Below are 26,093 nucleotides of genomic sequence, written 5' to 3' on the forward strand. Positions count from 1 at the left end.
TTCACTTCGGCTTTGCTGTTATTTCAATTTTTATTCAGAAGAGGAATCTTCACGTCTTGCAGGACGACGAGTTTCTCCGCTACTGCTTGGACGTGGTCTGCGATCTCCACTATTGCGGCTCGCGGAATCACGGTTGTAGCTACCGCCTTCTTTGCTGCCACGATTGTAGCCACCATATCCGCCTTTGCTGCCACTACCACTGCCACCAGTACGGTTGGAGTTATAACCACCGTTGCTGCGTCCGCTGTAGTTAGACGGCTTGCGTCCGCCGGAACGAACATCCGGTTTACGACGTTTTGCACGAATTGGATCTTCCGGAGTCAGCTCAATAGACCCTTCTCTCTTCTCGCCAGTCATCAGCTTCAGAGCTGCGGAGAGAAGTTGTACGGAGTCATACTGCTCCAGCATTTGAATAGCCAAGCCTTTGTATTCGTTCAGCTCACCGCTTTCTACAGCCTCGAGGAGACGTTCTGCGATGATGCGTTGTTTGCCTTCCAAAGCTTCAGCCAAAGTTGGAAGCGGCTTACGCGCAATACGGTGACGAGTTACACGCTCAATGAAATGCAGATGATCAATTTCACGAGGCGTTACGAAAGACCATGCTTCTCCTTCTTTACCTGCACGTCCGGTACGTCCAATACGGTGAACATAGCTTTCCGGATCTTGCGGAAGGTCAAAGTTCACAACATGGGTTACACCGGAAACGTCCAAACCACGGGCAGCTACATCAGTTGCTACGAGCACGTCAATGCTTCCGTCGCGGAATTTGCGCATTACGGCATCACGTTGGTTCTGAGACAAGTCACCATGCAGACCGTCTGCGGAATATCCACGTTTTTGCAGCGCTTCAGCCAGCTCGTCTACCCGGCGCTTGGTACGACCGAATACGATAGCGAGTTCTGGGGATTCCATGTCGATCAAACGGCTCAAAGCTTCGAATTTTTGACGTTCAGGAACTTCAATGTAGGCCTGATCAATCAGTGGAGCACTAACTTGTTTAGGGATAACTGAAACATGCTCAGGGTTTTTAAGGAACTGTTCAGCCAATTTTTTGATATTAGGAGGCATCGTAGCCGAGAAAAGCATCGTTTGACGCTCGTCCGGAACCTGCTTCAGAATGGATTGGATATCTTCCATAAAGCCCATATCCAGCATTTCATCTGCTTCATCCAAAACAACGGTGTTTACGTCTTCCAGCTTGATGGTTTTGCGGTTGATATGGTCGAGCAAGCGACCTGGTGTACCAATGATAATTTGAGGTTTCTTTTTCAAAGCGCGAATCTGGCGCACGATATCTTGACCGCCATAGATTGGCAGAGTGCGAAGACCTTTGAAGCGGGAAAGTTTTTCGATTTCTTCAGCTACCTGAATGGCAAGCTCACGTGTTGGAGCCATAATCAGGGCTCTGATTTTGTCGTCGTTTTTAGAGATTTTGCTGATCAACGGAATACCAAAAGCTGCGGTTTTACCCGTACCTGTTTGGGCTTGGCCAATCATGTCTCTTCCTTGCAGCGCAAGAGGGATGGATTGGGATTGAATCGGTGTCGCTTCTTCAAAACCAAGCTCTGTAATCGCCTCAAGTACTTTCGGTTCAAGATTAAATTCTGCAAATGTCGTCAAATTTATTCAAACTCCTTCATAATGGTGGATGTGGTGGACAATCCACAATGTTGTCTGTATTCTTAAGTAGCGATATTGTTGTATAGGTTTACCCAATACAGTGACAGTTTATTAAGGCCTATAACTGCATCTTTCTGTATAAACTCGGTTAACCTTATCCGATACATCTTAAACGAATTTATCCTTTTTAAAACAGTTTAAATTTTAAGTGTTTCTCTGGACAGAAGGTCCCTACTCAAGAATATCCACATCGCATTATAACACAAAACAATTCATGAATACCAGCAAGTTACTGTCCGTATATTTTAAATGAGGTGAAAAAACGTTGTTAAAAATAGTTTTAAACTGTTTTGTTGTCATTTTGGGAGCCGCTGCTATAGCAAGCGGTTTTAATCTGTTTCTCGTGCCGCACCACCTGCTGAGCGGCGGAGTAGCAGGGCTTTCCATGTTAATTGGCTACTTTACAAAATTCGATATCAGCGTGATGTATTTTGTCCTAAACATTCCGATGCTCATTGCAGGCTGGTTTATTTTAGGGAAACGATTTATTAGTATGAGTATTTTGTCTGTTGTCGCCACGACATGGATTTTGGCCTGGATTCCTGTGCATGCCCTTGTTAAAGATACGCTGCTGGCCTCCGTTTTTGGTGGAGTGCTGATTGGCGTTGGAGCTGGTATTTCCTTTCGGGTGGGGGGGTCTACTGGCGGTTTTGACATTATCGGCTCCATCGTCACCCGTTACCGCGATTTCCCTGTAGGGACTGTGCTCGTCGGTTTGAATGGGCTGGTTATTCTGGCAGCGGGATATCTGAACCAGGACTGGAATGTTGCCCTTGCATCCATGTTATCCATTTTCGTGACCGGCAAGGTGTTGGATCAGATTTATGTGAGTCACACTAAAATAACCGTTTACATCATTACTGAGCATACAGAGAAGCTGCTCAGCCGAATGCTGACAACGCCGCGTGGAGTCAGTAAAATTAAAATTGAAGGTGCATTTTCTCATACCGAAAAGGATATGCTGATGACAGTTACAACACGCTACGAGCTGGCAGAACTGAAACGCATTATTAAGAAAGTAGACCCTTCTGCTTTTGTTAATATCGTAGAAACGGTAGGGGTTATGGGCTCATTCCGCCGAAGATAAGCACGAGCCCAAGTGTCAAAATGCAGTTTCTGTGGTACACTATACGTGCGCTGTTCCCATATTATATAAAGACCAGCTTTACCTGCTATTTCACAGGCACTTTGCTTTTCCGATTCGTACCGAATGATTCTTATGGAATGATTCCGAGCAGGAAAGGGTGATTTTTGTGGAAATGGAAACGGTAAAACTGTCCGACATTGTCTTGAGATGGTATCCAGAAATGCTCCCGTTTCTCAAAAAGAATGAGCTGAACTCGATGATTGTACTTCGGGACGGGATGGCCATTCTCAAGCCCATGGATGCGCTCGAAATTATTCAGTACAGTATTTGTGAGCATCAGGACAATACGTATCTTCAGTAAACATCTTCATTAAATCTCTCCACCAAGTGCCGCTTCTTCCGGTTGCAGTCCGCAGCCACGAAGAAAGCGGCATTATTTATGCCATTTTACGGATTCAATGAACAAGGGTTGGGTTAATCATGTAAGACTGTGCCTGATGATTCCAGTATTGGTTACAACCGTGTTGTTTCTCGATACATAACTTTACGTATAATCAGGTAAGCGACTTACATAAGGGAGAGAGTTAGGAAATGAATATGATTTGGGCAATTATGCTATTGGCAATGGGAATAGGCGGAAACGGGGATCATTCAGCCAACGCCCCAAATGTAAAAGATACGGTGGCAACGACAATTAGCAGCGCGATGATTCAGGCTCAGCACAGTAATATGAAGGTGGATGCCTCCAATCCTCCGGTTAAAATTGACCCACAGCCGACGACTCCTGCTATCAAGGGCATCTATGTTACGGCTTATAGTGCAGGCGGTTCGCGTATGACCCAGCTGCTTGAACTGCTCGACAAAACAGAGCTCAATTCCATGGTTATTGATATTAAGGATGATGCAGGTTACATCACTTATCCAACGACCAATCCCGAGCTGATGAAATTGGGCAAGCCGCAAAAATTTATTCGGGATATCTCCGGTTTGATGGAGCGATTGAAAAAGCATAACGTGTACCCGATTGCCCGTATTGTTGTATTTAAAGATACGGTATTAGCCAACAAGAATCCCGAAATGTCCTTTCGTAATCCTGACGGCTCTGTCTGGAAAAACGGCAAAGGAGATGGCTTCGTTAATCCCTACAATAAAGAGGTTTGGGATTATAATATTGCTATTGCCAGAGAGGCGGCAAGGCTGGGCTTCAAGGAAATTCAGTTTGACTATGTACGTTTCCCTGAAGGCTTTGAGAAAAGAGCCGACAAGCTGAAATATACCAAATCCAATCAATCACGTGTAGATGCAGTCGCTGAGTTCGTGCAATATGCCCGTAAAGAGCTTGCTCCACTGGGTGTGCGGGTATCAGTAGATATTTTCGGGTATGCCGCATCCGTTCCCGCTGCGGAAGGAATCGGACAGGATTTCGCCAAAATTTCAGAAAATGTGGATGTCATTTCTCCTATGGTTTATCCAAGTCACTATACAACAGGCTGGTTCGGTGTAAAAGACCCTGACAAAAATCCGTACCAGACCATTAAAGGCTCGATGGCAGATACGCACAAAAAGCTTGACCCGACAGGCAAGCTGAAACCAATCATTCGTCCATGGATTCAGGATTTTACCGCAAGCTGGCTGGGAAGCGGTCATTATGCCAAATATGGTAAAACCCAGGTCGAGGATCAAATTCGAGCGCTCAAGGATATGAAGGTTGACGAATATTTACTCTGGAATGCTACAAACCGCTATACTAGCGGAGTAATGTACAAATAATCCATGTATCCCGGTCTTATCATTATTTCTACACAATACACCAAATCATTTAAAGGTTTCCAAGGCTGCCCCATTCGTCTGATCATGGGTGCAGTCTTTTGTTGCTGTTCAAATGCTGCTACATCCCTTACAATAAATACTTGACACGTTATGATATATACGATTGATAACTTCCAAGTAAGTGAGGACATAAACATGCATTTGACGCTAACTAACAGCCAAAAATGGAAGCAGCTTTTTAACATTTTTCTCCCTATTCTGGTAACACAACTTGCACTATCCGCGATGACTTTTTTTGATACTAATATGTCGGGACACTTTTCTTCTGCCGATTTGGCTGGTGTAGCCATCGGAGTGAGTCTGTGGGTCCCTGTACAAACAGGCCTCAACGGAATACTTATGGCCATCACCCCTATTGTATCCCAATTGGTTGGAGCACAGCGCAAGGACAAGGTTTCTTACTATGTCATTCAGGCCCTATGGCTCTCGCTCACTCTATCGATGATTGTTCTGATTGCAGGTATTTTTCTCGTTAAGCCCATTCTGCACGGGATGAATCTGGAGTTGAGGGTTCATAATGTGGCCTTGTACTACCTTTGTGGGATGGCCTTCGGCATTGCCCCGCTCTTTGCTTATACGGTCCTACGGAGCTTTATGGATGCACTGGGACAAACCCGGTTTACGATGACCATCACGATGATGTCGTTGCCCATCAATGTCTTGTTGAACTACTTACTCATTTATGGAAACTGGGGTTTTCCTCGTCTGGGGGGTGTGGGCTCCGGAGTGGCAACTGCCGCCACGTACTGGATTGTTATGCTTGTTGCTGGCATCACCGCACATCGGGGAAAGATATTTGCCGAATACGGGATTTTCAACAAGATATACGGCATTGCTATTAGTGCCTGGAAAGAGCTTATCAAAATCGGGGTACCCATCGGCTTTGCGATCTTTTTCGAAACGGCTGTCTTCGCAGCTGTTACTCTCTTCATGAGCAGTTATAATACGGCAACAATTGCGGCTCATCAGGCCGCTATGAACTTTGCGACAACACTATATATGATTCCGCTCAGTATTTGTATGGCGCTCACGATTCTGGTCGGGTATGAGGTGGGGGCAGGACGGCCGCGGGATGCAAAAATATACAGCGTAATGGGAATCAGCAGTGCGGTTGGTCTGTCATTGATCACGGCTGTTGTGCTTGTGATCTGGGGCGAACAGGTCGCCAGGCTGTACTCCACCGATCCACAGGTTATTCAGTTAGCGCAACATTTCCTGCTCTATGCGATTTTCTTTCAAATATCCGACGCTATCGCTACACCTACTCAAGGAGCACTGCGTGGATATAAGGATGTCAATTCGGCCTTTCTGATTACGTTTCTGGCCTATTGGGTTATTGGACTTCCTGTAGGATATATTATCTCAGGTTGGACATCATTTGGTCCCTACGGCTACTGGATCGGCTTGATTACAGGTTTGGCCGCGGGAGCAGTGTCCCTTCTCTTCCGCCTGCTGGTTGTACAACGACGTTTTGCCGAAAAAAAACAACACGTAGAGGCTGTTTAGCCTTTGCGTGTATCAGCGTGTTTCCATGACATATGCAGTACCCGAAGTTATTCTTTTTTTCTCCACAATAGCTACTTCGTTCAGCTTTGGAGGATACAGAAAATGTCTCTCCACATGCTGGTCCACCGCCTGAAATGCCTGCTCCTCATTTTCCGCAACGAGAATAACGGTTAAGGCTCCTTCCGAGCTGTCCACTTCGATTTTGAACAAATACATTTATTCCCCTCCAAACCTGCTTTAAATGTTAAAAAATAAGCGGATGACTCGGGTCATCCGCATGAGTTTAAGAATTCCCAGATGTGAATCAATCTGGTACATAAAACAGCTAATTATTATTGGGACAAGCGCAAGGCCAGCTCGTAAAGCTCCATATTGAAATCTTTTTTCGTATTTACGACCTTGTCAATATCAGTGGCTACCAGCTTGCCATCAATCGTTCCGCAAGCCTTGTCCGATATACCCTCAATCAATTGACGAACAGCAAAGTCACCCAAACGGCTTGCCAGATTACGGTCAAATGCGGTTGGTGTGCCTCCACGTTGAATGTGTCCAAGCACCGTTACACGCGGCTCATAATCCGGACAGTTTTCCTGGATTACCTGTGCTACGGTTTCACCTTTGCCTGCGCCTTCAGCAACGATAATGATACTGTGGCGTTTGCCGTGCTTAAAGTTTTGCTTCATCCGATCAGATACTTCATTCAGGTCAAACTCTACTTCGGGCACCAAAATCGTTTCTGCGCCGGAAGCCAGACCTGCATGCAAAGCAATATCGCCGCAATGACGTCCCATAACTTCTACGATAGAAGAACGTTCATGGGATGACATCGTATCACGCAGTTTGTTGATGGCGTCCACTACGATACTAACCGCCGTATCAAAACCAATCGTGTAGTCGGTGAAGGAAATGTCATTGTCAATCGTACCTGGAAGGCACATTGTTTTAATTCCTTGTTTGGTCAGTTTGTTAGCTCCTTGATAGGAACCATCGCCACCGATCACGACTAAGCCATCAATTCCACGGTTACGCAAAATTTCAGCGCCTCGCTTCTGTCCTTCCTCGGTCGTAAATTCCAGACACCGGGCAGATTGAAGTACAGTACCCCCACGTTGGATAATATCTCCGACACTTCTCAGATCCATCGGAAAAATATCATCATTCAGCAGTCCCTGATATCCGCGCTGAACCCCGAATACTTCAAGTCCAAAATACAAGCCGCTGCGCACAACGGCGCGAACTGCGGCGTTCATCCCCTGTGAATCTCCACCACTCGTTAATACTGCGATTTTCTTAACTGCTGTCATGATTTATGACCTCCTCAAAATGTTCATAAAAGCCTTCTTATCCATCGACTGTTTAAAAAGAAAAACAAACGCATGAGCGGACTGTTTTTCATTAAACGTTTCGAAACCGCGCGCACTTCTTGCTGCTCGCTAACTTTGGGGTCGGATAAATATAACGCCAGCAATCCCTCGATAATCATCCGGTGAAAGGAGCTGGCAGGGACATCTGCAATATCAACCCGCGCCCGATTCACAACATAGGCGATCCGGTCCAGCATCATGTCGGTATCTTCATAATAATTGCAGAAGTTAAGATCTCCGCCCTTCCGGTCTTCGTCTTGATCGATTAGATAATCCAGCAAAATATGAAGACTGCACACATGTGGAAAATACGATACATGTATTGAGGCAGCCCCCGCATCCGTGAGATGCTGGTCGCTAGCAGCAAGAAACAGCATAAATACCCCCAGGGTTGAACCGGTAGCAGCAGCAAATTCGTTCCAGCGCAACTCCGGTGTACGGTCCTTATGAACCGACCACCAATCCAATAGCGCTTGTTCGCGCAATTCGGGTTTAATATGCTTGTAAACTTGCAAATCCGTGTATAATCCCGCCAAATCCTGAACGTAAGGCATTGCCGCCTCATAGCCAGGAAGCCTGCTTACACAAGACTGACAGGTTGTCACCAGCCCGGTCAAATAACCGCCATCCTCCTGCTCACGACGCAAAGCGTAATAATTCACTGGCTTAGCTGCGGGGTTGACCGCATCCAGCATAGACTGATGCAACAGCCTGAAATCATCCGGGTCCATGGACGTGCTGCGATCACACAGGTTGTCCAGATAATCGCTAATCGTCTGGTACGCCACAATAAGCGGAATTAACGTCTGCCGGGCAGACATATTCCCTGCGGCATAAACCGCCCCGCCTACACAGTGAAACGTCTTTTCTGCTATGCTTGCAAGTGCCTGACTTCTCAGCTCGGGATCCGGAATCTGTTTAGCCTTGTGTTTCCAATTTCCCAATTCCTGCTTCGTTTCAGGGAGAATGTGCTTGTACATTCGGCTCATTAGACCTATGGGGCCTCTCGGAACTTGATAACGTCCTTGCTCAACATAACTCAAATGACGGTGCCTCCACATTGTTGTCTACGTAATTATACCTATCCAAACCATACTCATTATAATATGATCGTCCTTTTAGCACAAATGAACAACCTCACTTTTTCTTTAATATTTAAGAAAAATGAGCCATTTTCACAAAAAATCTTTATACCTGTCATAACCAAATGCACAAAAATTGAAATTAAACAAAATTTACCCTGATAAAATTATTAATCTCAAAATAGGTTAAAAGCCCTGCCTATCCCTCATCCTCTACGGGCTTCAAGCCTTGAAAGGCATCCCCCATGTTGGCCTGCTTCCATTTTCCAAAAGCATAATAGAAAATGACCGCCACTGCTGAGATAACAGTGTTTTGGTAATTGGACCCTTGGTCAAGGAAGGTTTACGACTCGCCTCTGCTGCGCTCATCTTCTCAACTTCTACAATAATGACTAATGTTTTTTTCCATTACGGTATAATACCCTATTCCAGTTCAGCCTTCTCATATCATAAACTTTTTTACGCAAAAAAGCGCAGTCCCTTAAATTATAAGGAACTGCGCTCTCAATTCATCGTTTAACCGTAATATATAAGACATCCGTATGACGGAACAATTCTTACAATTCAGTTACACTTACAGTTTATTTACGTTAGCTGCTTGGGGTCCACGGTTACCTTCAGTGATTTCGAATTCAACCGCTTGACCTTCTTCCAAAGTCTTAAAGCCGTCGCCTTGGATTGCGGAGAAATGTACGAATACGTCCTCGCCACCATCCATTTGGATGAAGCCATAACCTTTTTCTGCGTTAAACCATTTTACTGTACCTTTCAAGTGAACAACCTCCTAAAAATACCGCCATCTATGGCGAATATCCATATTATACTTCATGCTTTTTCACAATGCAATTGATGTTTTGAGGGCTTTTACAGGCTGGAATGATTTGCTTTTGCGGCGGAAACTGCGGTATCATGAACCAAAACATCTTTAAAATCGGAGACATGCATATGATGAAAAAACACGAAATATACAAAAAAGACAATTGGAACATGATGACTGTCGAGGTGCAGGGCCGTTACATCGTTCTACGGGAAATATCCGATGACTGGGGCGAAGAAGCTCACACGTTTTTGAGCCGTCCAGCGCTGATGCATTGGGCTCAAAATCGGTTTCCCAAGCAGTCCTTTCAAGATAACGAGGAAGAGTGGCAGCAGATCATGAACGCTTTCAAACAGGTATAGCGCATTCATGGTATCCAATAGCTTTCTCATCTTCATTATTCTGGCTTTTACGCTGGGCGGAGTGCTGATCATGAAACGTGATACGTTACCGGCTCCTCTCAAAAAGTGGATGGCCCTCACTGCCGTTATCATGGTTTGCTTTGCCTTTTATCTTATTGTATACAGCTTATTAAATATAGGTTCCGACCCAAGGTAAAGAAAATTATACTTTTGGGCGCAGGAGGTCATACTATGGCATAACAAGCCATGGTATAAGGAGGATATGCCGTTACATGCATGCCACAAAACCTCTTGCTCTGCTGCTCACGGTCAGCGTGGCGGTTTCTTCGTTTTGGCAGCCGCCCCGTACCGCCGCAGCCCCACCCCACATTTCGTTCGATCAGAGGAGGCTCTCAATGAGTGAAATCGTAAAACGCGCAGACGCATCTGTGGAAAATACCTGGAAGCTTGAAGACCTGTTTCCAGACCGCAAAGCATGGGATCAAGAGTACGAAGAAGTCAAACAACTAGCCAAAAAAGCTACACAATTCCAAGGCAAGCTGAATTCAGCGGAAGCAATTGTCAACTGCTTTAAGCTGGAAGATGAACTATCGCTTAAAACCGAGCGCGTATATGTGTACGCCCACCTGCATCATGACGAGGATACGGCTGAACCTACATATCAGGGCCTTTCGCAAAAAGCCAAAAAATTAGGCGTTGAGGTCAGTGAATCCCTGTCTTTCGTGACACCTGAAATTTTGGCGCTGCCCGACAATCAGCTCGATGCATTGATTAAAGATCCGAAGCTGGCAGATTATCGCTTTACACTTCAGGAAATGAAACGGGAGAAAGCGCATATTCTGGGTAAATCGGAAGAAGCCCTGCTGGCTCAGGTGGGTAACCTGGCTCAAGCACCGCAAACTATTTTCGGTATGCTGAACAATGCGGATCTGAAATTTCCAAAGATAAAGGACGAGAACGGCAAAGAGGTTGAACTGACGCATGGCAGCTATATTCAATTCCTAGAAAGTCCGCACCGGGAAGTACGTGAGCGTGCTTTTAAAGCGGTGTACGACACTTATGCCAAGAATAAAAACACGATTGCTTCCACATTAAGTGCCAATGTGAACAAAAATGTTTTTTATTCCCGTGTTCGCAAATACCCTTCCGTATTAGAAATGTCGTTATACGGTGACAATATTCCGAAGGAAGTGTACTCCAATCTGATTGATACCATTCACGAGAGCTTACCTTTGCTGCACCGTTATATCAAGTTGCGCAAAAAGCTGCTGGGCGTGGATGAGCTTCATATGTATGACCTGTTCGCTCCGCTTGTGGACGAATACAAGCTTGACATTTCGTATGAAGATGCTAAAAAGCAAACGAAGGAAGGTCTAAAGCCGCTGGGCAAGGACTATCTGGCTTCGTTGCAAAAAGGCTACGATGATCGCTGGATTGATGTGTACGAAAATGAAAATAAACGTACAGGCGCATATAGCTGGGGTGCTTACGGTACTCATCCTTATGTGCTGCTGAACCATAAAGATAACCTGAACAGCATGTTTACGCTCGCTCATGAGATGGGACACGCGCTGCATTCGTATTACTCGGATAATGCGTTGAAATATCGGGATGCCCAGTACACTATTTTCCTGGCTGAAGTAGCATCTACAACCAATGAAGCGTTGCTGATGGATTACTTGCTGAAAAAGTCTAACGATCCAAAAGAGAAAATGTACCTTCTCACCTACTATGCGGACCAATTCCGCACGACGGTATTCCGTCAAACGATGTTTGCGGAGTTTGAGAAAATCGTACATGAGCGGGCAGAACAGGGAGAGTCCCTTACACCGCAGCTTCTATCAGAGATTTATTATGATCTGAATGTGAAATATCACGGCTCTGGTATGAAAGTAGACAAAGACATTGAAATGGAATGGGCCCGTATCCCCCATTTTTATAACAGCTTTTATGTCTACAAATATGCTACCGGCTTCTCTGCGGCAACCAGTTTCTCGAAACAGATTCTGGAAGAAGGCCAACCAGCCGTTGACCGTTATTTAGGATTCCTGAAGAGCGGCGGTAGCGATTACTCGATTAATATTTTGAAGAAGGCCGGCGTGGATATGTCCTCTCCGCAACCGATCCGCGAAGCGATGAGCGTATTCGAGGAAGTTATTACGGAAATGGAAAAGCTGACCGCCGGAAAGTAAAACTATACACGATTAAAATCCGGCATTAAAACGATGCACGGATAAATCCCTTGTCCATGACGGGCAAGGGATTTTATAATGTAGCGGAAGGAGGTGGCATTTTGAAAACACAATGGTCTCTGATCGCAGCTCTTGTTATCGCTTTGTTAACGGCAGTATTCGCTGTCATTAACGTGAAATCGGTCCAAGTAAATCTACTATTTCGTACGGTCAATGTTCCTTTGATTTTGCTTATTCTCGGCTGCACTCTTCTTGGAGGGCTTATCGTCGGTTCCTTCGGTATTTTCCGTCAATATAAGCTTCAGAGAGAACTCAAACGTCTGAACACCCAGCTTCATACACTGCAAGAAGAACATACACCCGCTGTGGAAGCATATGCGGATACGGCCTATAACACGTCTGGTTCGTCCAGTGCGGTGTCTACATCTGACAAGGATACAGAGCAAACGTCCTCTGACCTTGACCGGTTGTCCAAATGAGGAGGAGCAACAACATGACGATTCATCTGAACGAAAATTATATCATGACCTTTCTGAATCAACTATTGAACACCCCCAGTCCCAGCGGCTACACACATCATGTGATGGAACTGATCCGTAAGGAAGCCGCAAGCCTTGGGGTACCCATAGAATGGAACGCCAAGGGCGGGGCCATCTTGACCCTGGAGGGCCAGCAAACAGACCGTACCGTTGCGCTGAGCGCGCATGTGGATACATTGGGTGCGATGATACGCTCAATAACCAGTCATGGTACCTTGCGGCTGACATCTGTCGGCGGTTTTATGATGAACAGCATCGAGAACGAATACTGCCTGATTCATACCAGAAGCGGACAAACATATACAGGCACGATTCTGTCGAGCCATCCGTCTGTGCATGTCTATGATGATGCACGTAGCTTTGAACGCAAGGAAAGTCATATGGAGGTGCGGATCGACGAGCTTGTCGAATCTAAAGAAGACGTGCTCCAGCTCGGCATTGCGGTAGGCGATTTTATTTCGTTCGACGCCCGTCCGGTCGTGACACCCAGCGGCTTTATCAAGTCACGGCATCTGGATGATAAAGCCAGCGTGGCTGCACTGTTTGGTTTACTGGAATCCGCTGTACGCGAAGACTGGAAGCCCCGTCATACCGTTAAACTGCTCATTTCCAACTATGAGGAAGTCGGTCACGGGGCTGCTTACATCCCCGAGGGTGTCAGCGAGATGATTGCCGTCGATATGGGCTGCATAGGCGAGGATCTGAGTTGCAAGGAGACGGATGTATCCATTTGTGCCAAGGATTCTTCCGGGCCTTATGATTATGACATGACGACTCGCCTGATTGAGCTGGTCAAGGAGCTGAATATCCCGTATGCGGTTGATATTTATCCGCACTATGGTTCGGACGCTTCGGCCGCGCTGAAAGCAGGCAACAATATCCGCGCTGCGCTGATCGGCCCTGGCGTACACGCCTCCCATGCGATGGAGCGTACGCACAAGCAGGCTGTAGTGAACACCGCCCGTCTGCTTGCGGCTTATGTAACGGTTTAATCCGAACGATGACGACCGGCCTGTTCCACTGAGAATAGGCCGGCGAAGGCTTGGCGAAAGGAAATCACAGCTATGGATCTGAAAAAACTACGTTACTTTATCGCAGTGGCGGAAGAACTACATTTTAATCGTGCTGCAAAAAAACTGAATATCACCCAGCCCCCCTTGAGCCAACAAATCCAAAGCCTTGAGGAAGAGCTTGGCGTGAAACTTTTGGAACGAACCAAAAGGCAAGTTCGACTTACGTCCGCAGGAGCCATCTTTTTAGAAGAATCCAGAAACATGGTTTCTCAATTGGAAAAATCCATTAAAATGACACAGCTTGCAAGTCAGGGGAAATTCGGACATTTATCCATCGCTTTTGTTGATTCGGCATCTGGCGGTCTGATGGTTAACGCCTTAAAGAAATTCCGGGAGCGTTTTCCAGACGTGAAGCTTACGTTGTTTGAAATGACATCTGCCCAACAACTGAAAGCTATACACGAAGGCAAAGTTCATGTGGGCTTCCTGCGCTGGGCAGATCCATCTATACATATCACCTCTCAGCTCTACACCAACGAATCACTCATCGCCGTACTTCCCGCAACACATCCGCTAGCCCTCCATCCAACCTTGTCTTTACGTTCTTTAGCGGAAGAATCTTTTATCCTGTCTCCACCTCATATGGGAGCATCTTTTCATGACCTCATATTAGACTTTTGCGGACAACATGGATTCCAGCCCCAAATCGTACAGGAAGCCGTTCAAATGTATACAATCGTTAATTTGGTAGCTGCTGGTATAGGCATCTCCATTGTTCCCTCTTCCGTTTCTGTTTTCCAACGTAGTGATGTCGTATTTCGTTCTTTTCACGAAGATTCTCCGTCCATCCCGCTTTACGCTGCATGGAAAACAGATGCGAATGACGCTGTTCTGACTCATTTTCTGGAGGTGGTTGAAGAAACAGTGTGTAATAGTAATTAGACATGTAAACTACCGTCAGCGCGTAGTCTTAACCTGTTTTACTCGGATCACGTTCAACAACACCGTTTAAAATACTATCCATTTGTCTCATAACCTCTCCATCCAGACGAACACCCGTAGCTTTTACGTTCTCCTTAACCTGATCTGGCTTGGAAGCACCGATAATAGCTGAGGACACTTGCGGGTTTTGTAAAACCCATGCTACTGCAAGCTGTGGTAGCGTTAAACCATATTCCTGTGCAATCGGCCGGATCTTCTCCACTGCCTTAAGGACCTCTTTACGTAACCATTGTCCGGCCAAGCGTGCGAAAAATGGTGAACCTGCTGTCGTAGAAGCACGTGAACCCTCAGGAAGCGGCTTGTCTATTGCATATTTGCCTGAAAGAATACCCTGTGCCAGAGGTGACCAAACGACCTGTCCAATTCCTTCCTGCTCACAAGCGGGAATCACTTCAGCTTCAATGACACGCCATAGCATGGAATATTGGGGTTGACTTGCCACGAAGGGGACCTTTAGCTCTCTCGCTAAATCCGCTCCTTGCTTTATCTGGTCTGCTGTCCACTCGCTCACCCCTACATACAAAACCTTCCCCTGACGAACCAAGTCGGATAATGCCAAAAATGTCTCTTCAAGCGATACGGTTGGATCAAAACGATGTGCATAATAAACATCAATATAATCCGTCTGCAAGCGTCGAAGGGAAGCATGACAGGCCTCCATAATATGCTTGCGGGATAGCCCTTTATCATTCTGTCCGGTACCTGTTGGATGAAAAACCTTTGTGCATAGTTCAATACTTTCACGTCGTATTCCCTTTAAAGAATGACCTAAAACCGTTTCCGCCATCGTTTCTGAATAAACATCAGCAGTATCAAACGTTGTGATTCCTGAATCTAATGCAGCATGGACACATGCTTTCGCTGTGGTGTCATCCACTTGTGCACCGTGGGTTATCCAGTTTCCCAATGCTATCTCGCTTACCCCCAAACCGCTTTTTCCAAGTTTACGATATTCCATTTTGAATTCCTCCCTTCTATATAAATTTGATTATAGCAAGCAAGTTTTAATATTAGAAATATATAATAAACTTCTTAATAATATGAAAAACATATTAATAAATTCATACATTTGCATAATGTTAGGTAGCTTCGAGTTTCCAAGTCAGGACATGAGTTATTTCCACGACCGATGTACTGGAATAAACACAAAAAAGCAAGTCTCCATTGCTTACAGAGACTTGCTTTTTTAAGTAACGACGAAAAAACGATTCACGCAATATACTTTTTTCGTATTTTAAGATTTACTTTGTTCGATCTGCTCGGCCAGCTCGTTCAGATAGGTCCAGCGCTCCATTTGATGCTCCAAATGCTGTTCGGCCTTCGTTTGCTCAGCCATAAGCTCCTGTAGTCGTGCGGAATCATTGAAAGACTCTTCCATCTGTCGCTGGATGCTAGCCAACTTCTCCTCAGCCTGTTCGATCAATTCGTCAATTTGCTCATATTCCCGCTGTTCCTTAAAGGTGAATTTAAGCTTGGTTTTGGTTGTCTCCTTAACTGAATCCGAAGCATCCGCAGACTTAGACGTGGAAGACTGAGCAGAAGAAGTACCCGCCGAGACAGACGAATTCGCAGCGGATGGAGCATTTTTACTGATCCATTCTGCATACTCGCTATAATCGCCCACATGCACACGCACCTGTCCTTCTCCTTCGAATGCCAGTACCTTGTCTATCGTGCGGTCCAGGAAATACCGGTCATGGGAAACGATAAAAACAACACCCGGAAATTCATCCAGATAGTCCTCCAGCACGGAAAGAGTCTGAATATCCAGATCATTCGTCGGTTCATCCAGTAACAATACATTTGGTGCGGACATCAGCACACGCAGCAGGTACAAGCGCCGTTTCTCGCCCCCTGACAACCGGGAAATGACCGTCCATTGCGCGCTTGGCGCAAACAGAAAACGCTCCAGCATTTGCGCGGCTGTAATAGCCGAACCATCTGCTGTCCGGATCACTTCGGCTTCTTCCTTAATGTATTCGATGACACGCAGCGATTCGTTCATTTCCTGATGTTCCTGGGTAAAATAACCGAGCTTCACGGTCGGTCCCACGATCACACTGCCTGAATCCGCTTCTACACGCTGTGCAATCATTTGGAGCAGAGTCGATTTTCCGCTACCATTGGGACCCACAATCCCGACCCGGTCACCGGGCACAGCGATATAGCTCAAATCCTGAATCAGCTTACGGGAACCTACCGATTTGGACAGGTGATCCAGCTCCAGTATTTTCTTACCGAGACGCGTTGAGGCAACCGACATGTCTACAGACCCGGAACGAGCTTCCGGCTGCTGATCCTTAAGCTGTTCAAATCGTTCAATACGCGCTTTTTGCTTGGTCGAACGGGCCTTTGCCCCCCGGCGAATCCATGCTAGTTCATTGCGCAACAGGTTTTGCCGCTTTTGCTCCGAAGATGATTCCCGTTCCTCGCGTTCTGCCTTTAGCTCCAGAAAACGGGTATAGTTGGCCTCATAGCGGAAAAGTCGACCATGATCCAGCTCTAGCATGACAGTTGCCACTCTATCCAGAAAATAGCGATCATGCGTAATCATCAGCAACGCGCCGCGTCTTTTCTGCAAATACTGCTCCAGCCATTCAACCGACTCATTATCAATATGGTTGGTAGGCTCATCCAGAATGAGTAGCTCACAGGGCTGGATCAAGGCTGCTGCCAAAGCAACACGTTTACGCTGTCCACCAGAGAGCACTCCCATACGTGCCTCAAACTGCGTGATACCCAGCCGGGTCAGTATGTTTTTGGCCTCACTCTCCAACTGCCATGCCTGGAGCGTATCCATTTGCTGGCTTGCCCGCAACAGGCGGTTTTGAAGCTCCTCGCTGCCCGGATTCAGCTCCAGCATCTCCATCGTTTCTGTATATTCGCGCACCGCCTTCATTTCTGGCTGGTTGCCGTGGAAAATATGTTGGAGTACCTTCACCTCGGGGTCAAACTCCGGATTTTGCGCCAAATATTGAATGCGTACACCGTTGTTGACCGCAATATTGCCATCATCCGGTGGCTCTAAGCCGGAAATCACGCGTAAAAACGTTGATTTACCAGTGCCATTCACACCAACGACCCCTATTTTGTCACGTTCATCCATGCCAAAGGAAGCATCCTCAAACAACATTTTTTCACCATAGCTTTTCGTTATATGTTCAACGGTCATAATATTCATACGGATTCCCTACTCTTCCCCTATTTTGTGATGCATCTTGTTTATTTTAACACAGTCACACCAAATGATTAAAAAAACCGTGATCTGAACGAGGTCAGTACGGTTTCTAGCTTTACAATATCACGGTCTGCGTATCCCGCTCCCGGCTTCACAGCCGTACATAAACAAGTTAGTCGCAAATTCAGCCGTCTGATCCACATCGCATTCACGGAAATCTTTATCCAGTAAAATGTCCATTTTGAGGCGCTCCATCATGCCAATGAAAGCCTTCGCATGAAGCTCAGGCTGCTGCACACCCTCCAAAGCCAGTTTGTTTTTGACCATATCGGTATAATCCTGAATAAATCCGCGCATAAACTCCATTAAATCAGGGTCATTGTTCGGAGTCATAAAAAACAACTTAGTATGCTGCTTGCGCTTGTAGTAGTAATGTAAGTGCAGATTTGCCATTCGCAGCAGTCCCTCTCCCAAAGCGCGGTTAGCCAGTGCGCCCTGCATTTCGGCCAGGTATTGCTCGCAATCTCTGCGCGTAACCGCTGTAAAAAGCTGTTCTTTGCTTTTGAAGTACAAATATACCGTGCCTTTGGCAACACCCGCCTGTTCTGCAATCTCGGAAATCTTACTTTCATAAAAGCCTTTGGTGCCGAAGATTGTATAAGCGGCGTCCAAAATAGCCTCATATTTATCTCCATGTATACCGCCCATCTTCGCACCTCCCTGTATTAAAGTATAAACAGAATTCCTGCCAGAGCGACCAGCCCCCCGAAGATGGAGCTAATGCTGTTCACTCGATCATTGCTCATCCAGCGCCATCCCCGCACATCAACCGTCGGTTGTCCACAATGAGAGTCTACCTCTACTTCCCGATCACAAACCGTGCAGAAGCGCATCATTTGCACCGTAGCACCCAGATAGGAATCGGCAAAAGCCCCCGCGCTGCCAGATATTCCTCCGATCAGTGCCCACAGCCACAGTGGCAGGCCCGGCATTCCTGCGGCGTATCCAAAGACCCATGCCCCTATTCCAATCAGCACGCCCCCAGCCAAAGCCGCAGCCGTCCCCAGAGAAGATACACCTCCCGAGGTTCCAGGTGCCAGCACCTTGCCATTCAGTATCGAGCGAGGCGGCTTGCGGCTCAGGCTGCCAAATTCCGTTGCCCACGTATCCGACGTGACTGTAGCCATGACGCCAACAAAAGCCAACTGCCAGGCAACATGAGGCCAGATCGCATATCCCAGGCACAGCAGCATACCTAATCCCCCGTTGGCCCATACCTGTCCTGCATCCCGGTTTCCGGTTTTGGCATACGATTTTTCAAGCTCTGCCTTGCGCTCCTTTTTGAACCTCGACAGCAAGGTCGATGTAATGAAGAATAGGAGCAAGGTCCCAAACCAAAATAGGTTACCTGCACCATAATACACGGTTCCCATCAGCACAGCTGCCGCAAAGCCCGATAAGGTTAAGGATTTTTTATAAAAAGCAGCCCCCGCCACTATAGCAGCGCCAAGCAATCCGATGATCCAATCCATGATATACCCCCACTTTGAAATGAATCTCGTTTTTCATTTTTCAGTTCGTATATTATTGTACAACGCTCTACACTTATATAAAAGCCGTGTCCCATGCTATGGCACAGGACACGGCCCTTACATTCTTGCGTACGAGAATCACTCCATACTGCCCAACTACCAAAAGAACTCCCTTTTTAATCATCTTCATTCATACTATCCACGCATCAGCTTAACCGATTGTGCAGCTTCCTTGACGGTCAGTTCCCCAAAATAGCTCGAAACGATCTCCACTCGTGGTTGGCCCTACACCTGCCGGAGTGCCTGTGAAAATAATATCGCCCTCACCCAGTCCATAATGACTCCCTATGTAATCAATGATATGCTGGATGGAAAAAATCATATCCTTGATATGACCGCGCTGTACTTCCTGTCCATTTTTGAGCAATGAAAAATCCTGCTCCTCCAGTGTGTCCAGTTTCTCTAAAGGCAAGAACGGTGTAACGGGAGCAGAAGATTTGAACCCTTTAGCCGCCGTCCATGGGTGACCCTTTTTCTTAAGAACGCTTTGTACATCACGCAGGGTAAAATCAATTCCGAAGGCAAAAGCATTCAGAATCGCTTCCGCAGACATACCCGGTTCGTAATTACGACCCACAGCCACAACCAGCTCAGTCTCGTAATGAATGTCTCCTTGATCTTTAGGAAGCTCCAGTGTTGCTTCATCCAGCGGTACTACCGCATGAGAAGGCTTTAAAAAAATCATCGGTTCTGTAGGAACCTCATTTCCCAGTTCCTCGGCATGCAGCTTATAATTGCGCCCGACACAGTAGACATTACGAATTTCCACGTTCATTACGACCCGTCACCCTTCCCGCGTATATAGTCCCATTATTTAATAAATAGATTACGTATATAGTGCCACATCCGGTGCTTGGAATGCAAAAAAACCTGCTCCCAGCGATCCGGCCAATTGGTACAAATCATCAATTCAGGATGTAACGAGGCCAATCTCCGCATCATGCTACGGTCATCCACCGTCCATGCCATGACAGTGATACCGCGTCCGGTCAAGTCTTTCATCAGCTTTCGATCCAAACGCGGGTAGCCCATGGATAGAAAAGAGCATTGCAGCCCTTCCAACTGCTTTGCCAGATCGTCCGGACGAGCATCGATAATTAGCCCGGTACGGATACCTGGAGCCAGCTCTTTGGCCCGACGTAAAGCCGAACGCTCAAAAGAGGTCAATACCACCTCATTCTCCATATCTCGCGCCACAATTTCACGGAGTACGGCCTTCTCCAGCCCTGGATACATATCTCCTGCGGTTTTTAGCTCGATATTGAGCGATACGCGGCCACGACACAGATCCAGCACTTGTGCGAGAGCAGGAATGCTTTCACCTTGATATTCCGTGCTTTTCCAGCCACCTGCATCCAGTCGTTTCAGCTCTTTCCAGTCCGTATCCTTCACCCGACCTGTGCCGTTAGTCGTGCGCTCCAGCGTGAAATCATGAATGACCACCGGAACGCCGTCCTTCGACAGTTGTACATCCAGCTCAATCCAGCGCACAAACGGCTGATCTATTGCAAGCTTAAAAGCCGCCAACGTGTTCTCGGGAGCAATTCCTGAAAAACCGCGGTGAGCCACGCACAAATTGTCCATTCCGGTAATGACCTCCATCCACAAGTGGTAGCCTCAATACAGACCAGCCTCGTGTAAAAGATTTCCTTCGACAACTATCGAGCGGTTACTGTACCGTCTGCGCCTACAGAAACATTAGTCGGTGACATCGCCGCTACTCCTTGCAAAATTTTGCTGGCCTCCGCATCCTTCATTGGAACTGGTTGCCCCAGCTCCGCCCGGTAAGGAGTCAGCTTCATCCTGCAAGCCCCAGCTCGGGTACAAGTTGCCTGAAATATCGCTGTATCCCAGGTGGCTGGTACTGTAGATTTAGAAAAAATAAAATTTCCTGTGCTGTATGCAATCCATTTGCCTTTATACTGCTCCATGCCCTGTAGTACGTGCGGGTGACCTCCGATTACGAGATCTGCCCCTGCATCAATAAAAGCGTGCGATAGCTCGGTTTGATGAGGCTCCAGTGCAGTAGCGCGCTCCTTGCCCCAATGCGCAATGACAATGACCAAATCAGCCTGCTTGCGCGCTTCGCGAATCGCCTTCACAATCGCGGTCGAATCGTAGGCTCCTGCAACACCGGGCTGTTTGGCGCCTGCATTCCAGTTGGCCTCGGGCATAACCCGTGTAGCGCCCAGCAATGCAATTTTAATACCTTTACGCTCAAAATAGTGCGGAGCATACGCTTCTTTTGCATTACGCCCGGCTCCGGTATACGCTATATCGTTTTCCTTCAAATATTTCAGCGTATCCAGTAAACCGTCTGTGCCCTGATCCAAAATATGATTGTTGGCCAAATTTACAGCGTCTATTCCTGCCGCAGCCAACGCAGTCAACGCCTTGGGAGAAGACTTATACACATACGTTTTATTCAGCGCACCCACGCCCGCGGTTGTAACCGGCGTTTCCAGATTGGCTATCGTCAGATCGTCCTTGCGAAACAGATTACCGAGATATTGATATGGAAAATCAAATCCGTTCTTTTCCAACCGCTGCTCAACCTTACCGGAAAACTGCACATCCCCTACAAAATGAAGCGTGACTGTCGGTGAAGCTGTTCCATCCGATGCGGCTTTCCTCACCTGCTCCGATTCGTTGGGGTCAGTAGATTTCCCACTGTCCGATGCATCCTTATTTGAAGAGCTGTCCGGTGATTGCCCGTCTTTCTCCGAAGATGATCCTGATTCTGACGATTTGCCTTCGGCAGCACTTGTGTCAGATGAGGTCGCGGGGCGGCTGTCTGTAACTGTAGCAGTATCAGAAGGTTGCTCTGTCTTATCTTCAGCAGCGTGCTCATCTCCATTGGAGCTGTCGTCCGGTTGTTCATTTGAAACGGCTGTAACGTTCTCTCTTATCGGGCTAGAAGACTGTCCTCCACCCGCTGAATCCGTTTTGCCCTTGTTCTCCTGTTGCAATAGTCCGGCGTTTTCCGCAAGAGAGCTATTCTTCCCATGTTCAAATATGTAATAATATCCGAAAAGACCTACGATCATAAGCAGCAGGACCAGATTCGTGATGATCCAAGCCTTGCCTATTTTTCGCTTCCTTGCTTTCTTTCGACCTTCATTTTTCTGTGATCTGGGAGGGTACATTCTTCACTCCTTCTATGCTGTTGCATATGCATTACATTCTTAAATGATCCGGCGATTTTAACACCTTCTCCATTATATATCAAATTTCGGTATAAATAGAACCCCTCGCTTGGGATCGCGAAGGGTTCGTTATTCAAGTGCTCCAACCATTTATAATTATGCCTGTACCTTGACCGCTTCCCGTTCCGCAGCTTGGACGGCGACAGAGGCCCATTCCTTGGCTTGGCGGATACAATCCGGCAACCCGATGGCATCATAGCCAGCACCCAAAACATACACTCCCGGCATCGTTGTACGCAGTTCTTCTCGCAGATCGGCGATAGCCTGAGGGTGTCCTACCGGATATTGCGGCATAGAGTGGCGAAGACGGGTAATTTCCGTAAATAGCGGAGTCGCCGTAACCCCCATCATGTCCTGCAAATCCTTACGTACCAGCGCAGTCAGTTCATCATCGGGTAGCTCTACCGTTTCTTCGGCTCCAGCACGCCCCACGTAGCAGCGCAACAGTACTTTATCGTCCGGACTGGTATGCAACCACTTGGCGGACGTCCACGTACATGCCGTCACACTGCGTCCCTCTTTACGGGGTACCAGAAAACCGGAACCATCAAAGACATTCTCGATGTCTTTTTTATTAAAGGCCATGACCACATTCGCCACGGACACATAATTAACGGCTTCCAGTGCCGCCACATTCACATGTCCTCGCAACAGCGGCGCTGCAGCAAAATTCGGAGTCGTGATAAATAGATCGTCCGCATCCAACGTCTCCCCATTATCCAATACAACATGGTAGACACTGCCTTCACCGCCTGCTGTCTTTGTGAATTCTGTAACAGCAACGCCTGTACGCAAATCACAGTCATGCAAGTCATTTAGTAACGCATGTACCAAACTTTGCAGTCCTTGACGGAAGGTCAGGAAAGCACTTTTTTTCGTGCCTGTATGCGTCTCGGCTGGCTTTCTTCCGGTCATCATCCCGTGAATGAGGCTTCCATATTGCTGCTCTACTTCAGCAAATTGCGGGAAGGTCGCCTGCAAGCTCAGCGTCTTCATATTGGCAGCATATATGCCAGCCAGCAGCGGCTCGGTTACATTTTCCAGCACTTCTTTGCCCAGTCGGCGTTCGATAAAATCACCCAAGGCTTCATCACCGGGTATGCGACGAGGCGGAATAACAAAATCCATCATGGCCCGCAGCTTGCCGCCCAACGAGATGAGCCCGCTTCGCAGAAAAGGTTTCAGCTCCGTCGGAATTCCCAGTACCAGACCGGGGGGCATTGGATGAAGCTGACTTTCATGCAAAATGTATGTTTTCTTCGCCTCTGGATTCGTGCTTACCAGCTCATGATCCAGCTCCAGCTCTTGTGCCAGCTCGATCATAGCCGTTTTACGGGCCAGAAAAGAATCCGGCCCTTTTTCAATCACAAATCCGTCTTTATGCAACGTTTCGATTTTCCCGCCCAGCACCGGGGCCTTCTCCACCAGCGTAATCCGTGGTGTGTAGCCTGCTTCTTTGTACATTTTACGTGTATAAAAAGCTGCGCTCAGTCCGGTCAATCCTCCGCCTACAATCACAATGTTGCGTAATTTTTGCTCCATAATGTCCTCATCCCTTTTTCCATTGGTCTATGATGACATCGCTAAGCGTCTCCATGTACAATGGATCACTGTTAAGCGAATCAATCCGCTGGAAACGCATATCCAGTTCCTTCGCCAAAGCCTGCGCCTCAATATCCAGATCGTACAGTACTTCTAGATGATCGGAAACGAAGCCGACTGGCGCAGCCAGCACATATTCAACCTGGTCTTCCTTGAGACTATGCATGGTATCCAGGATGTCAGGACCGAGCCAAGGCTCTGCTGTGCGGCCTGCACTCTGCCACGTAAACTGCCAGTTGGTGATTCCTGCCTTATCCGCAATTGCTTGCGAAGTAGCCATCAATTGCTCTACATAAGGGTCACCTATCGCCAGAATCCGCTCAGGCAAGCTGTGCGCACTGAACAATACACGTACCTCGTCCCGATTCGCCCCTGCCTCTTCGAAAAGCGCCAGCTTTGCATTTACACGCTCGGTTAACGTCTTGATCAGCTTTGGATGAAGATGATAGCTTTCCACAAACGATATAGCCAGATTCAGTTCCTGTGCCTTGGCCTGTGCACGCTTAATATAAGTGCCTACACTCATTACGGAATAATGCGGAGCCAGCACGACACCTACCGCTGTACGGATACCGTCTTGCACCATAGCCTCCACGCCATCCTCAATGAACGGCTTGGCATGTTTAAGTCCCTGATAGCAGACAAATTCAATATCCGGATTACGATTTTCCCGATTTAAGGTTTCTTGCAGATTTTGAACCTGACGATCCGTATTTTGACGTAACGGAAATACACCGCCCACAATGGCTTCATAACGGTCCTTTAATTCTTTCAATTGCTCCGGGGAAGGAGGGTTACCACGACGAATATGCGTATAATAGGCTTCCACCTGATCCAAACTTTCTGGTGTCCCGTAGGACATAACCAGTACACCCACTTTGGTTTTCATCAGCTCATCACCTCTTAACATTTTGGATTGATTACTTCTTTGTCAAAACGGAACGGGAATACTCGTGCACATACTCTGTAAGCTCTCTCAGCTTATCTAACGAAGCTTCTGGAAATAAACCGTGACCCAGATTAAAAATATATCCCGGCTCCAAAATTCCTTCATCCACAATCGTTTTCGCGTACTGTTTAATTACATCTATCGGCGCTGTGAGCACGTAAGGATCCAGATTTCCCTGCACACCAAAAGCATTCCCCAAACGACGGCGTCCTTCAGGTATACTCACCCGCCAGTCCAGTCCGATCACATCGGCTTTTACCCCGCCCAGCAGCGGAAGCAACTCACCGGAGCTTACACCTGGAAAATAAATTTTCGGTACGTCCAGATCGGACAGCTCATGGAAAATACGTGTAATCGTCGGCAACACAAGCGTTTGGAAATCATGAGGCGAAAGCGCCCCTACCCAGCTGTCAAACAGTTGAAATGCCTTGCCACCGTTAGCGATATGGGCACGCACGTATGTAATAACCATGTCTCCAAGCTTGTCCATCAGCCGACGCCATAATTCAGGCTCTCCATACATCATGGCTTTAGTGCGGATATACCCCTTGGACGGTCTGCCTTCTATTAAATAACTCGCAATTGTAAAAGGAGCTCCGGCGAACGTAATCAGTGGTACCTCCAGCTCACGGTCCAAAATACGGATCGTTTCCAAAATATGACCCAGATCTCGTTCTACATCAATCGGGCGCAGCTTGTCCACGTCCGCTGCTGTACGAATCGGATTATCAATAACCGGACCAATATTTTTGACAATATCAAAATCAACCCCCAGCGAGGCCACCGGATTCATAATATCAGAATATAAAATAGCAGCGTCCACCCCTAGCTTGCGCACGGGCATTAAGGTCACTTCTGCGGCCAACTCAGGCTGACGACAAATTTCAAGCAACGTGTATTTCTCTTTAATTTTGCGATATTCAGGATCATACCTTCCGGCCTGCCGCATGTACCATACGGGAATATGATCCGCAGCCTGCTTGCGGCAAGCGCGGATAAAGGTATCGTTGTAGGTCATGACTTCAGCCTCCAGTTCGAATCGTAACTACTGTATTTTATTATGCCCTTTTTCAGGAGTCGTAACAACTGCCG

25 protein-coding genes are annotated in these 26,093 nt (G+C 47.2%); 10 read left to right on the forward strand and 15 right to left on the reverse strand.

The genetic code is table 11. The annotated features are described in order from the left end of the window. Nucleotides 1-30: 30 nt before the first annotated feature. Complete coding sequence (locus tag E0698_RS08650; protein ID WP_134910317.1) at nucleotides 31-1,620, reverse strand: DEAD/DEAH box helicase; 1,590 nt, start codon at nucleotides 1,618-1,620, stop codon at nucleotides 31-33. Nucleotides 1,621-1,945: 325 nt separating this feature from the next. Here E0698_RS08650 and E0698_RS08655 point away from each other — a divergent pair, with 325 nt between their 5' ends. From E0698_RS08655 to E0698_RS08670, 4 genes are all read left to right on the forward strand, one after another. Continuing rightward, nucleotides 1,946-2,767, forward strand: coding sequence for a YitT family protein (locus E0698_RS08655; protein ID WP_192511282.1), 822 nt, complete (start codon nucleotides 1,946-1,948; stop codon nucleotides 2,765-2,767). Nucleotides 2,768-2,939: 172 nt separating this feature from the next. Beyond that, nucleotides 2,940-3,128: a hypothetical protein gene (locus tag E0698_RS08660; protein ID WP_134910319.1), complete on the forward strand. Its 189-nt coding sequence runs from the start codon at nucleotides 2,940-2,942 to the stop codon at nucleotides 3,126-3,128. A gap of 230 nt (nucleotides 3,129-3,358) precedes the next feature. Next, entirely contained in the window at nucleotides 3,359-4,537 is a 1,179-nt protein-coding gene (locus E0698_RS08665; protein WP_192511283.1) for a putative glycoside hydrolase, read from the forward strand. Between the two features lie 195 nt (nucleotides 4,538-4,732). After that, on the forward strand, nucleotides 4,733-6,103 hold the full coding sequence (locus tag E0698_RS08670; RefSeq protein WP_192511284.1) for an MATE family efflux transporter: 1,371 nt from the start codon (nucleotides 4,733-4,735) through the stop codon (nucleotides 6,101-6,103). Between the two features lie 12 nt (nucleotides 6,104-6,115). Here the strand turns inward: E0698_RS08670 and E0698_RS08675 are convergent, their stop codons facing one another. From E0698_RS08675 to E0698_RS08690, 4 genes are all read right to left on the reverse strand, one after another. Then, the gene (locus E0698_RS08675) at nucleotides 6,116-6,319 is read right to left on the reverse strand and encodes a DUF3906 family protein (protein ID WP_014280850.1); all 204 of its coding nucleotides are present in this window, start codon (nucleotides 6,317-6,319) and stop codon (nucleotides 6,116-6,118) included. A gap of 116 nt (nucleotides 6,320-6,435) precedes the next feature. Continuing rightward, the gene (pfkA, locus tag E0698_RS08680) at nucleotides 6,436-7,407 is read right to left on the reverse strand and encodes a 6-phosphofructokinase (RefSeq protein WP_134910321.1); all 972 of its coding nucleotides are present in this window, start codon (nucleotides 7,405-7,407) and stop codon (nucleotides 6,436-6,438) included. 23 nt (nucleotides 7,408-7,430) lie between these two features. After that, nucleotides 7,431-8,510, reverse strand: a complete 1,080-nt coding sequence (locus tag E0698_RS08685; protein ID WP_134910322.1) for a tetraprenyl-beta-curcumene synthase family protein — start codon at nucleotides 8,508-8,510, stop codon at nucleotides 7,431-7,433. Between the two features lie 613 nt (nucleotides 8,511-9,123). Next, nucleotides 9,124-9,321, reverse strand: coding sequence for a cold shock domain-containing protein (locus E0698_RS08690; RefSeq protein ID WP_044646337.1), 198 nt, complete (start codon nucleotides 9,319-9,321; stop codon nucleotides 9,124-9,126). Nucleotides 9,322-9,494: 173 nt separating this feature from the next. On the opposite strand from E0698_RS08690, the gene E0698_RS08695 reads away from it, so the two are divergent. The 6 genes from E0698_RS08695 (at nucleotide 9,495) to E0698_RS08715 (ending at nucleotide 14,414) form a co-directional block, all read left to right on the forward strand. Further along, nucleotides 9,495-9,728, forward strand: a complete 234-nt coding sequence (locus E0698_RS08695; RefSeq protein WP_044646374.1) for a hypothetical protein — start codon at nucleotides 9,495-9,497, stop codon at nucleotides 9,726-9,728. 7 nt (nucleotides 9,729-9,735) lie between these two features. Beyond that, nucleotides 9,736-9,924 carry a hypothetical protein gene (locus tag E0698_RS26705; RefSeq protein ID WP_025686450.1) on the forward strand — a complete coding sequence of 63 codons (189 nt, stop codon included), beginning with the start codon at nucleotides 9,736-9,738 and terminating at the stop codon, nucleotides 9,922-9,924. A 199-nt stretch (nucleotides 9,925-10,123) separates the two neighbouring features. Next, complete coding sequence (pepF, locus tag E0698_RS08700; RefSeq protein WP_192511285.1) at nucleotides 10,124-11,920, forward strand: oligoendopeptidase F; 1,797 nt, start codon at nucleotides 10,124-10,126, stop codon at nucleotides 11,918-11,920. Between the two features lie 56 nt (nucleotides 11,921-11,976). Continuing rightward, nucleotides 11,977-12,399 (forward strand): LapA family protein, encoded by a 423-nt coding sequence (locus E0698_RS08705; RefSeq protein WP_192511286.1) that lies wholly within the window; start codon nucleotides 11,977-11,979, stop codon nucleotides 12,397-12,399. 14 nt (nucleotides 12,400-12,413) lie between these two features. Continuing rightward, nucleotides 12,414-13,451 carry a M42 family metallopeptidase gene (locus E0698_RS08710; RefSeq protein WP_192511287.1) on the forward strand — a complete coding sequence of 346 codons (1,038 nt, stop codon included), beginning with the start codon at nucleotides 12,414-12,416 and terminating at the stop codon, nucleotides 13,449-13,451. A 72-nt stretch (nucleotides 13,452-13,523) separates the two neighbouring features. Next, a complete protein-coding gene (locus E0698_RS08715) occupies nucleotides 13,524-14,414 on the forward strand; it encodes a LysR substrate-binding domain-containing protein (protein ID WP_192511288.1) in 891 nt (296 codons plus the stop codon). Nucleotides 14,415-14,442: 28 nt separating this feature from the next. Here E0698_RS08715 and E0698_RS08720 read toward each other — a convergent pair whose 3' ends face one another. The 10 genes from E0698_RS08720 to hemE all read right to left on the reverse strand — a co-directional run bounded on the left by E0698_RS08720 (nucleotide 14,443) and on the right by hemE (nucleotide 26,019). Then, complete coding sequence (locus E0698_RS08720) at nucleotides 14,443-15,432, reverse strand: aldo/keto reductase family protein (protein WP_192511289.1); 990 nt, start codon at nucleotides 15,430-15,432, stop codon at nucleotides 14,443-14,445. Nucleotides 15,433-15,708: 276 nt separating this feature from the next. Beyond that, nucleotides 15,709-17,655, reverse strand: a complete 1,947-nt coding sequence (locus tag E0698_RS08725; protein ID WP_192511290.1) for an ABC-F family ATP-binding cassette domain-containing protein — start codon at nucleotides 17,653-17,655, stop codon at nucleotides 15,709-15,711. A gap of 120 nt (nucleotides 17,656-17,775) precedes the next feature. Further along, on the reverse strand, nucleotides 17,776-18,360 hold the full coding sequence (locus E0698_RS08730; RefSeq protein ID WP_192511291.1) for a TetR/AcrR family transcriptional regulator: 585 nt from the start codon (nucleotides 18,358-18,360) through the stop codon (nucleotides 17,776-17,778). Nucleotides 18,361-18,377: 17 nt separating this feature from the next. Then, nucleotides 18,378-19,184: a DUF92 domain-containing protein gene (locus tag E0698_RS08735; RefSeq protein ID WP_192511292.1), complete on the reverse strand. Its 807-nt coding sequence runs from the start codon at nucleotides 19,182-19,184 to the stop codon at nucleotides 18,378-18,380. A gap of 211 nt (nucleotides 19,185-19,395) precedes the next feature. Then, on the reverse strand, nucleotides 19,396-20,019 hold the full coding sequence (locus tag E0698_RS08740; protein ID WP_192511293.1) for a fumarylacetoacetate hydrolase family protein: 624 nt from the start codon (nucleotides 20,017-20,019) through the stop codon (nucleotides 19,396-19,398). Nucleotides 20,020-20,054: 35 nt separating this feature from the next. After that, entirely contained in the window at nucleotides 20,055-20,828 is a 774-nt protein-coding gene (locus E0698_RS08745) for a glycerophosphodiester phosphodiesterase (protein ID WP_192511334.1), read from the reverse strand. Between the two features lie 74 nt (nucleotides 20,829-20,902). Beyond that, a complete protein-coding gene (locus E0698_RS08750; RefSeq protein WP_192511294.1) occupies nucleotides 20,903-22,390 on the reverse strand; it encodes a CapA family protein in 1,488 nt (495 codons plus the stop codon). 156 nt (nucleotides 22,391-22,546) lie between these two features. After that, a complete protein-coding gene (hemG, locus tag E0698_RS08755; RefSeq protein ID WP_192511295.1) occupies nucleotides 22,547-23,992 on the reverse strand; it encodes a protoporphyrinogen oxidase in 1,446 nt (481 codons plus the stop codon). Nucleotides 23,993-23,999: 7 nt separating this feature from the next. Beyond that, on the reverse strand, nucleotides 24,000-24,941 hold the full coding sequence (gene hemH / locus E0698_RS08760) for a ferrochelatase (RefSeq protein WP_192511296.1): 942 nt from the start codon (nucleotides 24,939-24,941) through the stop codon (nucleotides 24,000-24,002). A gap of 31 nt (nucleotides 24,942-24,972) precedes the next feature. Further along, nucleotides 24,973-26,019 (reverse strand): uroporphyrinogen decarboxylase, encoded by a 1,047-nt coding sequence (gene hemE, locus E0698_RS08765; RefSeq protein WP_192511297.1) that lies wholly within the window; start codon nucleotides 26,017-26,019, stop codon nucleotides 24,973-24,975. Nucleotides 26,020-26,093 lie beyond the last annotated feature (74 nt).

The organism is Paenibacillus sp. 23TSA30-6, assembly GCF_014858585.1.
In the GTDB taxonomy this organism is placed as follows: Bacteria; Bacillota; Bacilli; order Paenibacillales; family Paenibacillaceae; genus Paenibacillus.

What these genes read in the sequence shown, in the direction of transcription:
- E0698_RS08660 (WP_134910319.1), top strand. Translation starts at nt 2,940, where the DNA reads ATGGAAACGGTAAAACTGTCCGACATTGTCTTGAGATGGTATCCAGAA.
- E0698_RS08665 (WP_192511283.1), top strand. Translation starts at nt 3,359, where the DNA reads ATGAATATGATTTGGGCAATTATGCTATTGGCAATGGGAATAGGCGGA.
- E0698_RS08670 (WP_192511284.1), top strand. Translation starts at nt 4,733, where the DNA reads ATGCATTTGACGCTAACTAACAGCCAAAAATGGAAGCAGCTTTTTAAC.
- E0698_RS08675 (WP_014280850.1), bottom strand. Translation starts at nt 6,319, where the DNA reads ATGTATTTGTTCAAAATCGAAGTGGACAGCTCGGAAGGAGCCTTAACC.
- pfkA (WP_134910321.1), bottom strand. Translation starts at nt 7,407, where the DNA reads ATGACAGCAGTTAAGAAAATCGCAGTATTAACGAGTGGTGGAGATTCA.
- E0698_RS08695 (WP_044646374.1), top strand. Translation starts at nt 9,495, where the DNA reads ATGATGAAAAAACACGAAATATACAAAAAAGACAATTGGAACATGATG.
- E0698_RS26705 (WP_025686450.1), top strand. Translation starts at nt 9,736, where the DNA reads ATGGTATCCAATAGCTTTCTCATCTTCATTATTCTGGCTTTTACGCTG.
- pepF (WP_192511285.1), top strand. Translation starts at nt 10,124, where the DNA reads ATGAGTGAAATCGTAAAACGCGCAGACGCATCTGTGGAAAATACCTGG.
- E0698_RS08705 (WP_192511286.1), top strand. Translation starts at nt 11,977, where the DNA reads ATGACGGGCAAGGGATTTTATAATGTAGCGGAAGGAGGTGGCATTTTG.
- E0698_RS08710 (WP_192511287.1), top strand. Translation starts at nt 12,414, where the DNA reads ATGACGATTCATCTGAACGAAAATTATATCATGACCTTTCTGAATCAA.
- E0698_RS08715 (WP_192511288.1), top strand. Translation starts at nt 13,524, where the DNA reads ATGGATCTGAAAAAACTACGTTACTTTATCGCAGTGGCGGAAGAACTA.
- E0698_RS08720 (WP_192511289.1), bottom strand. Translation starts at nt 15,432, where the DNA reads ATGGAATATCGTAAACTTGGAAAAAGCGGTTTGGGGGTAAGCGAGATA.
- E0698_RS08725 (WP_192511290.1), bottom strand. Translation starts at nt 17,655, where the DNA reads ATGAATATTATGACCGTTGAACATATAACGAAAAGCTATGGTGAAAAA.
- E0698_RS08730 (WP_192511291.1), bottom strand. Translation starts at nt 18,360, where the DNA reads ATGGGCGGTATACATGGAGATAAATATGAGGCTATTTTGGACGCCGCT.
- E0698_RS08735 (WP_192511292.1), bottom strand. Translation starts at nt 19,184, where the DNA reads ATGGATTGGATCATCGGATTGCTTGGCGCTGCTATAGTGGCGGGGGCT.
- E0698_RS08740 (WP_192511293.1), bottom strand. Translation starts at nt 20,019, where the DNA reads ATGAACGTGGAAATTCGTAATGTCTACTGTGTCGGGCGCAATTATAAG.
- E0698_RS08745 (WP_192511334.1), bottom strand. Translation starts at nt 20,828, where the DNA reads ATGGACAATTTGTGCGTGGCTCACCGCGGTTTTTCAGGAATTGCTCCC.
- E0698_RS08750 (WP_192511294.1), bottom strand. Translation starts at nt 22,390, where the DNA reads ATGTACCCTCCCAGATCACAGAAAAATGAAGGTCGAAAGAAAGCAAGG.
- hemG (WP_192511295.1), bottom strand. Translation starts at nt 23,992, where the DNA reads ATGGAGCAAAAATTACGCAACATTGTGATTGTAGGCGGAGGATTGACC.
- hemH (WP_192511296.1), bottom strand. Translation starts at nt 24,941, where the DNA reads ATGAAAACCAAAGTGGGTGTACTGGTTATGTCCTACGGGACACCAGAA.
- hemE (WP_192511297.1), bottom strand. Translation starts at nt 26,019, where the DNA reads ATGACCTACAACGATACCTTTATCCGCGCTTGCCGCAAGCAGGCTGCG.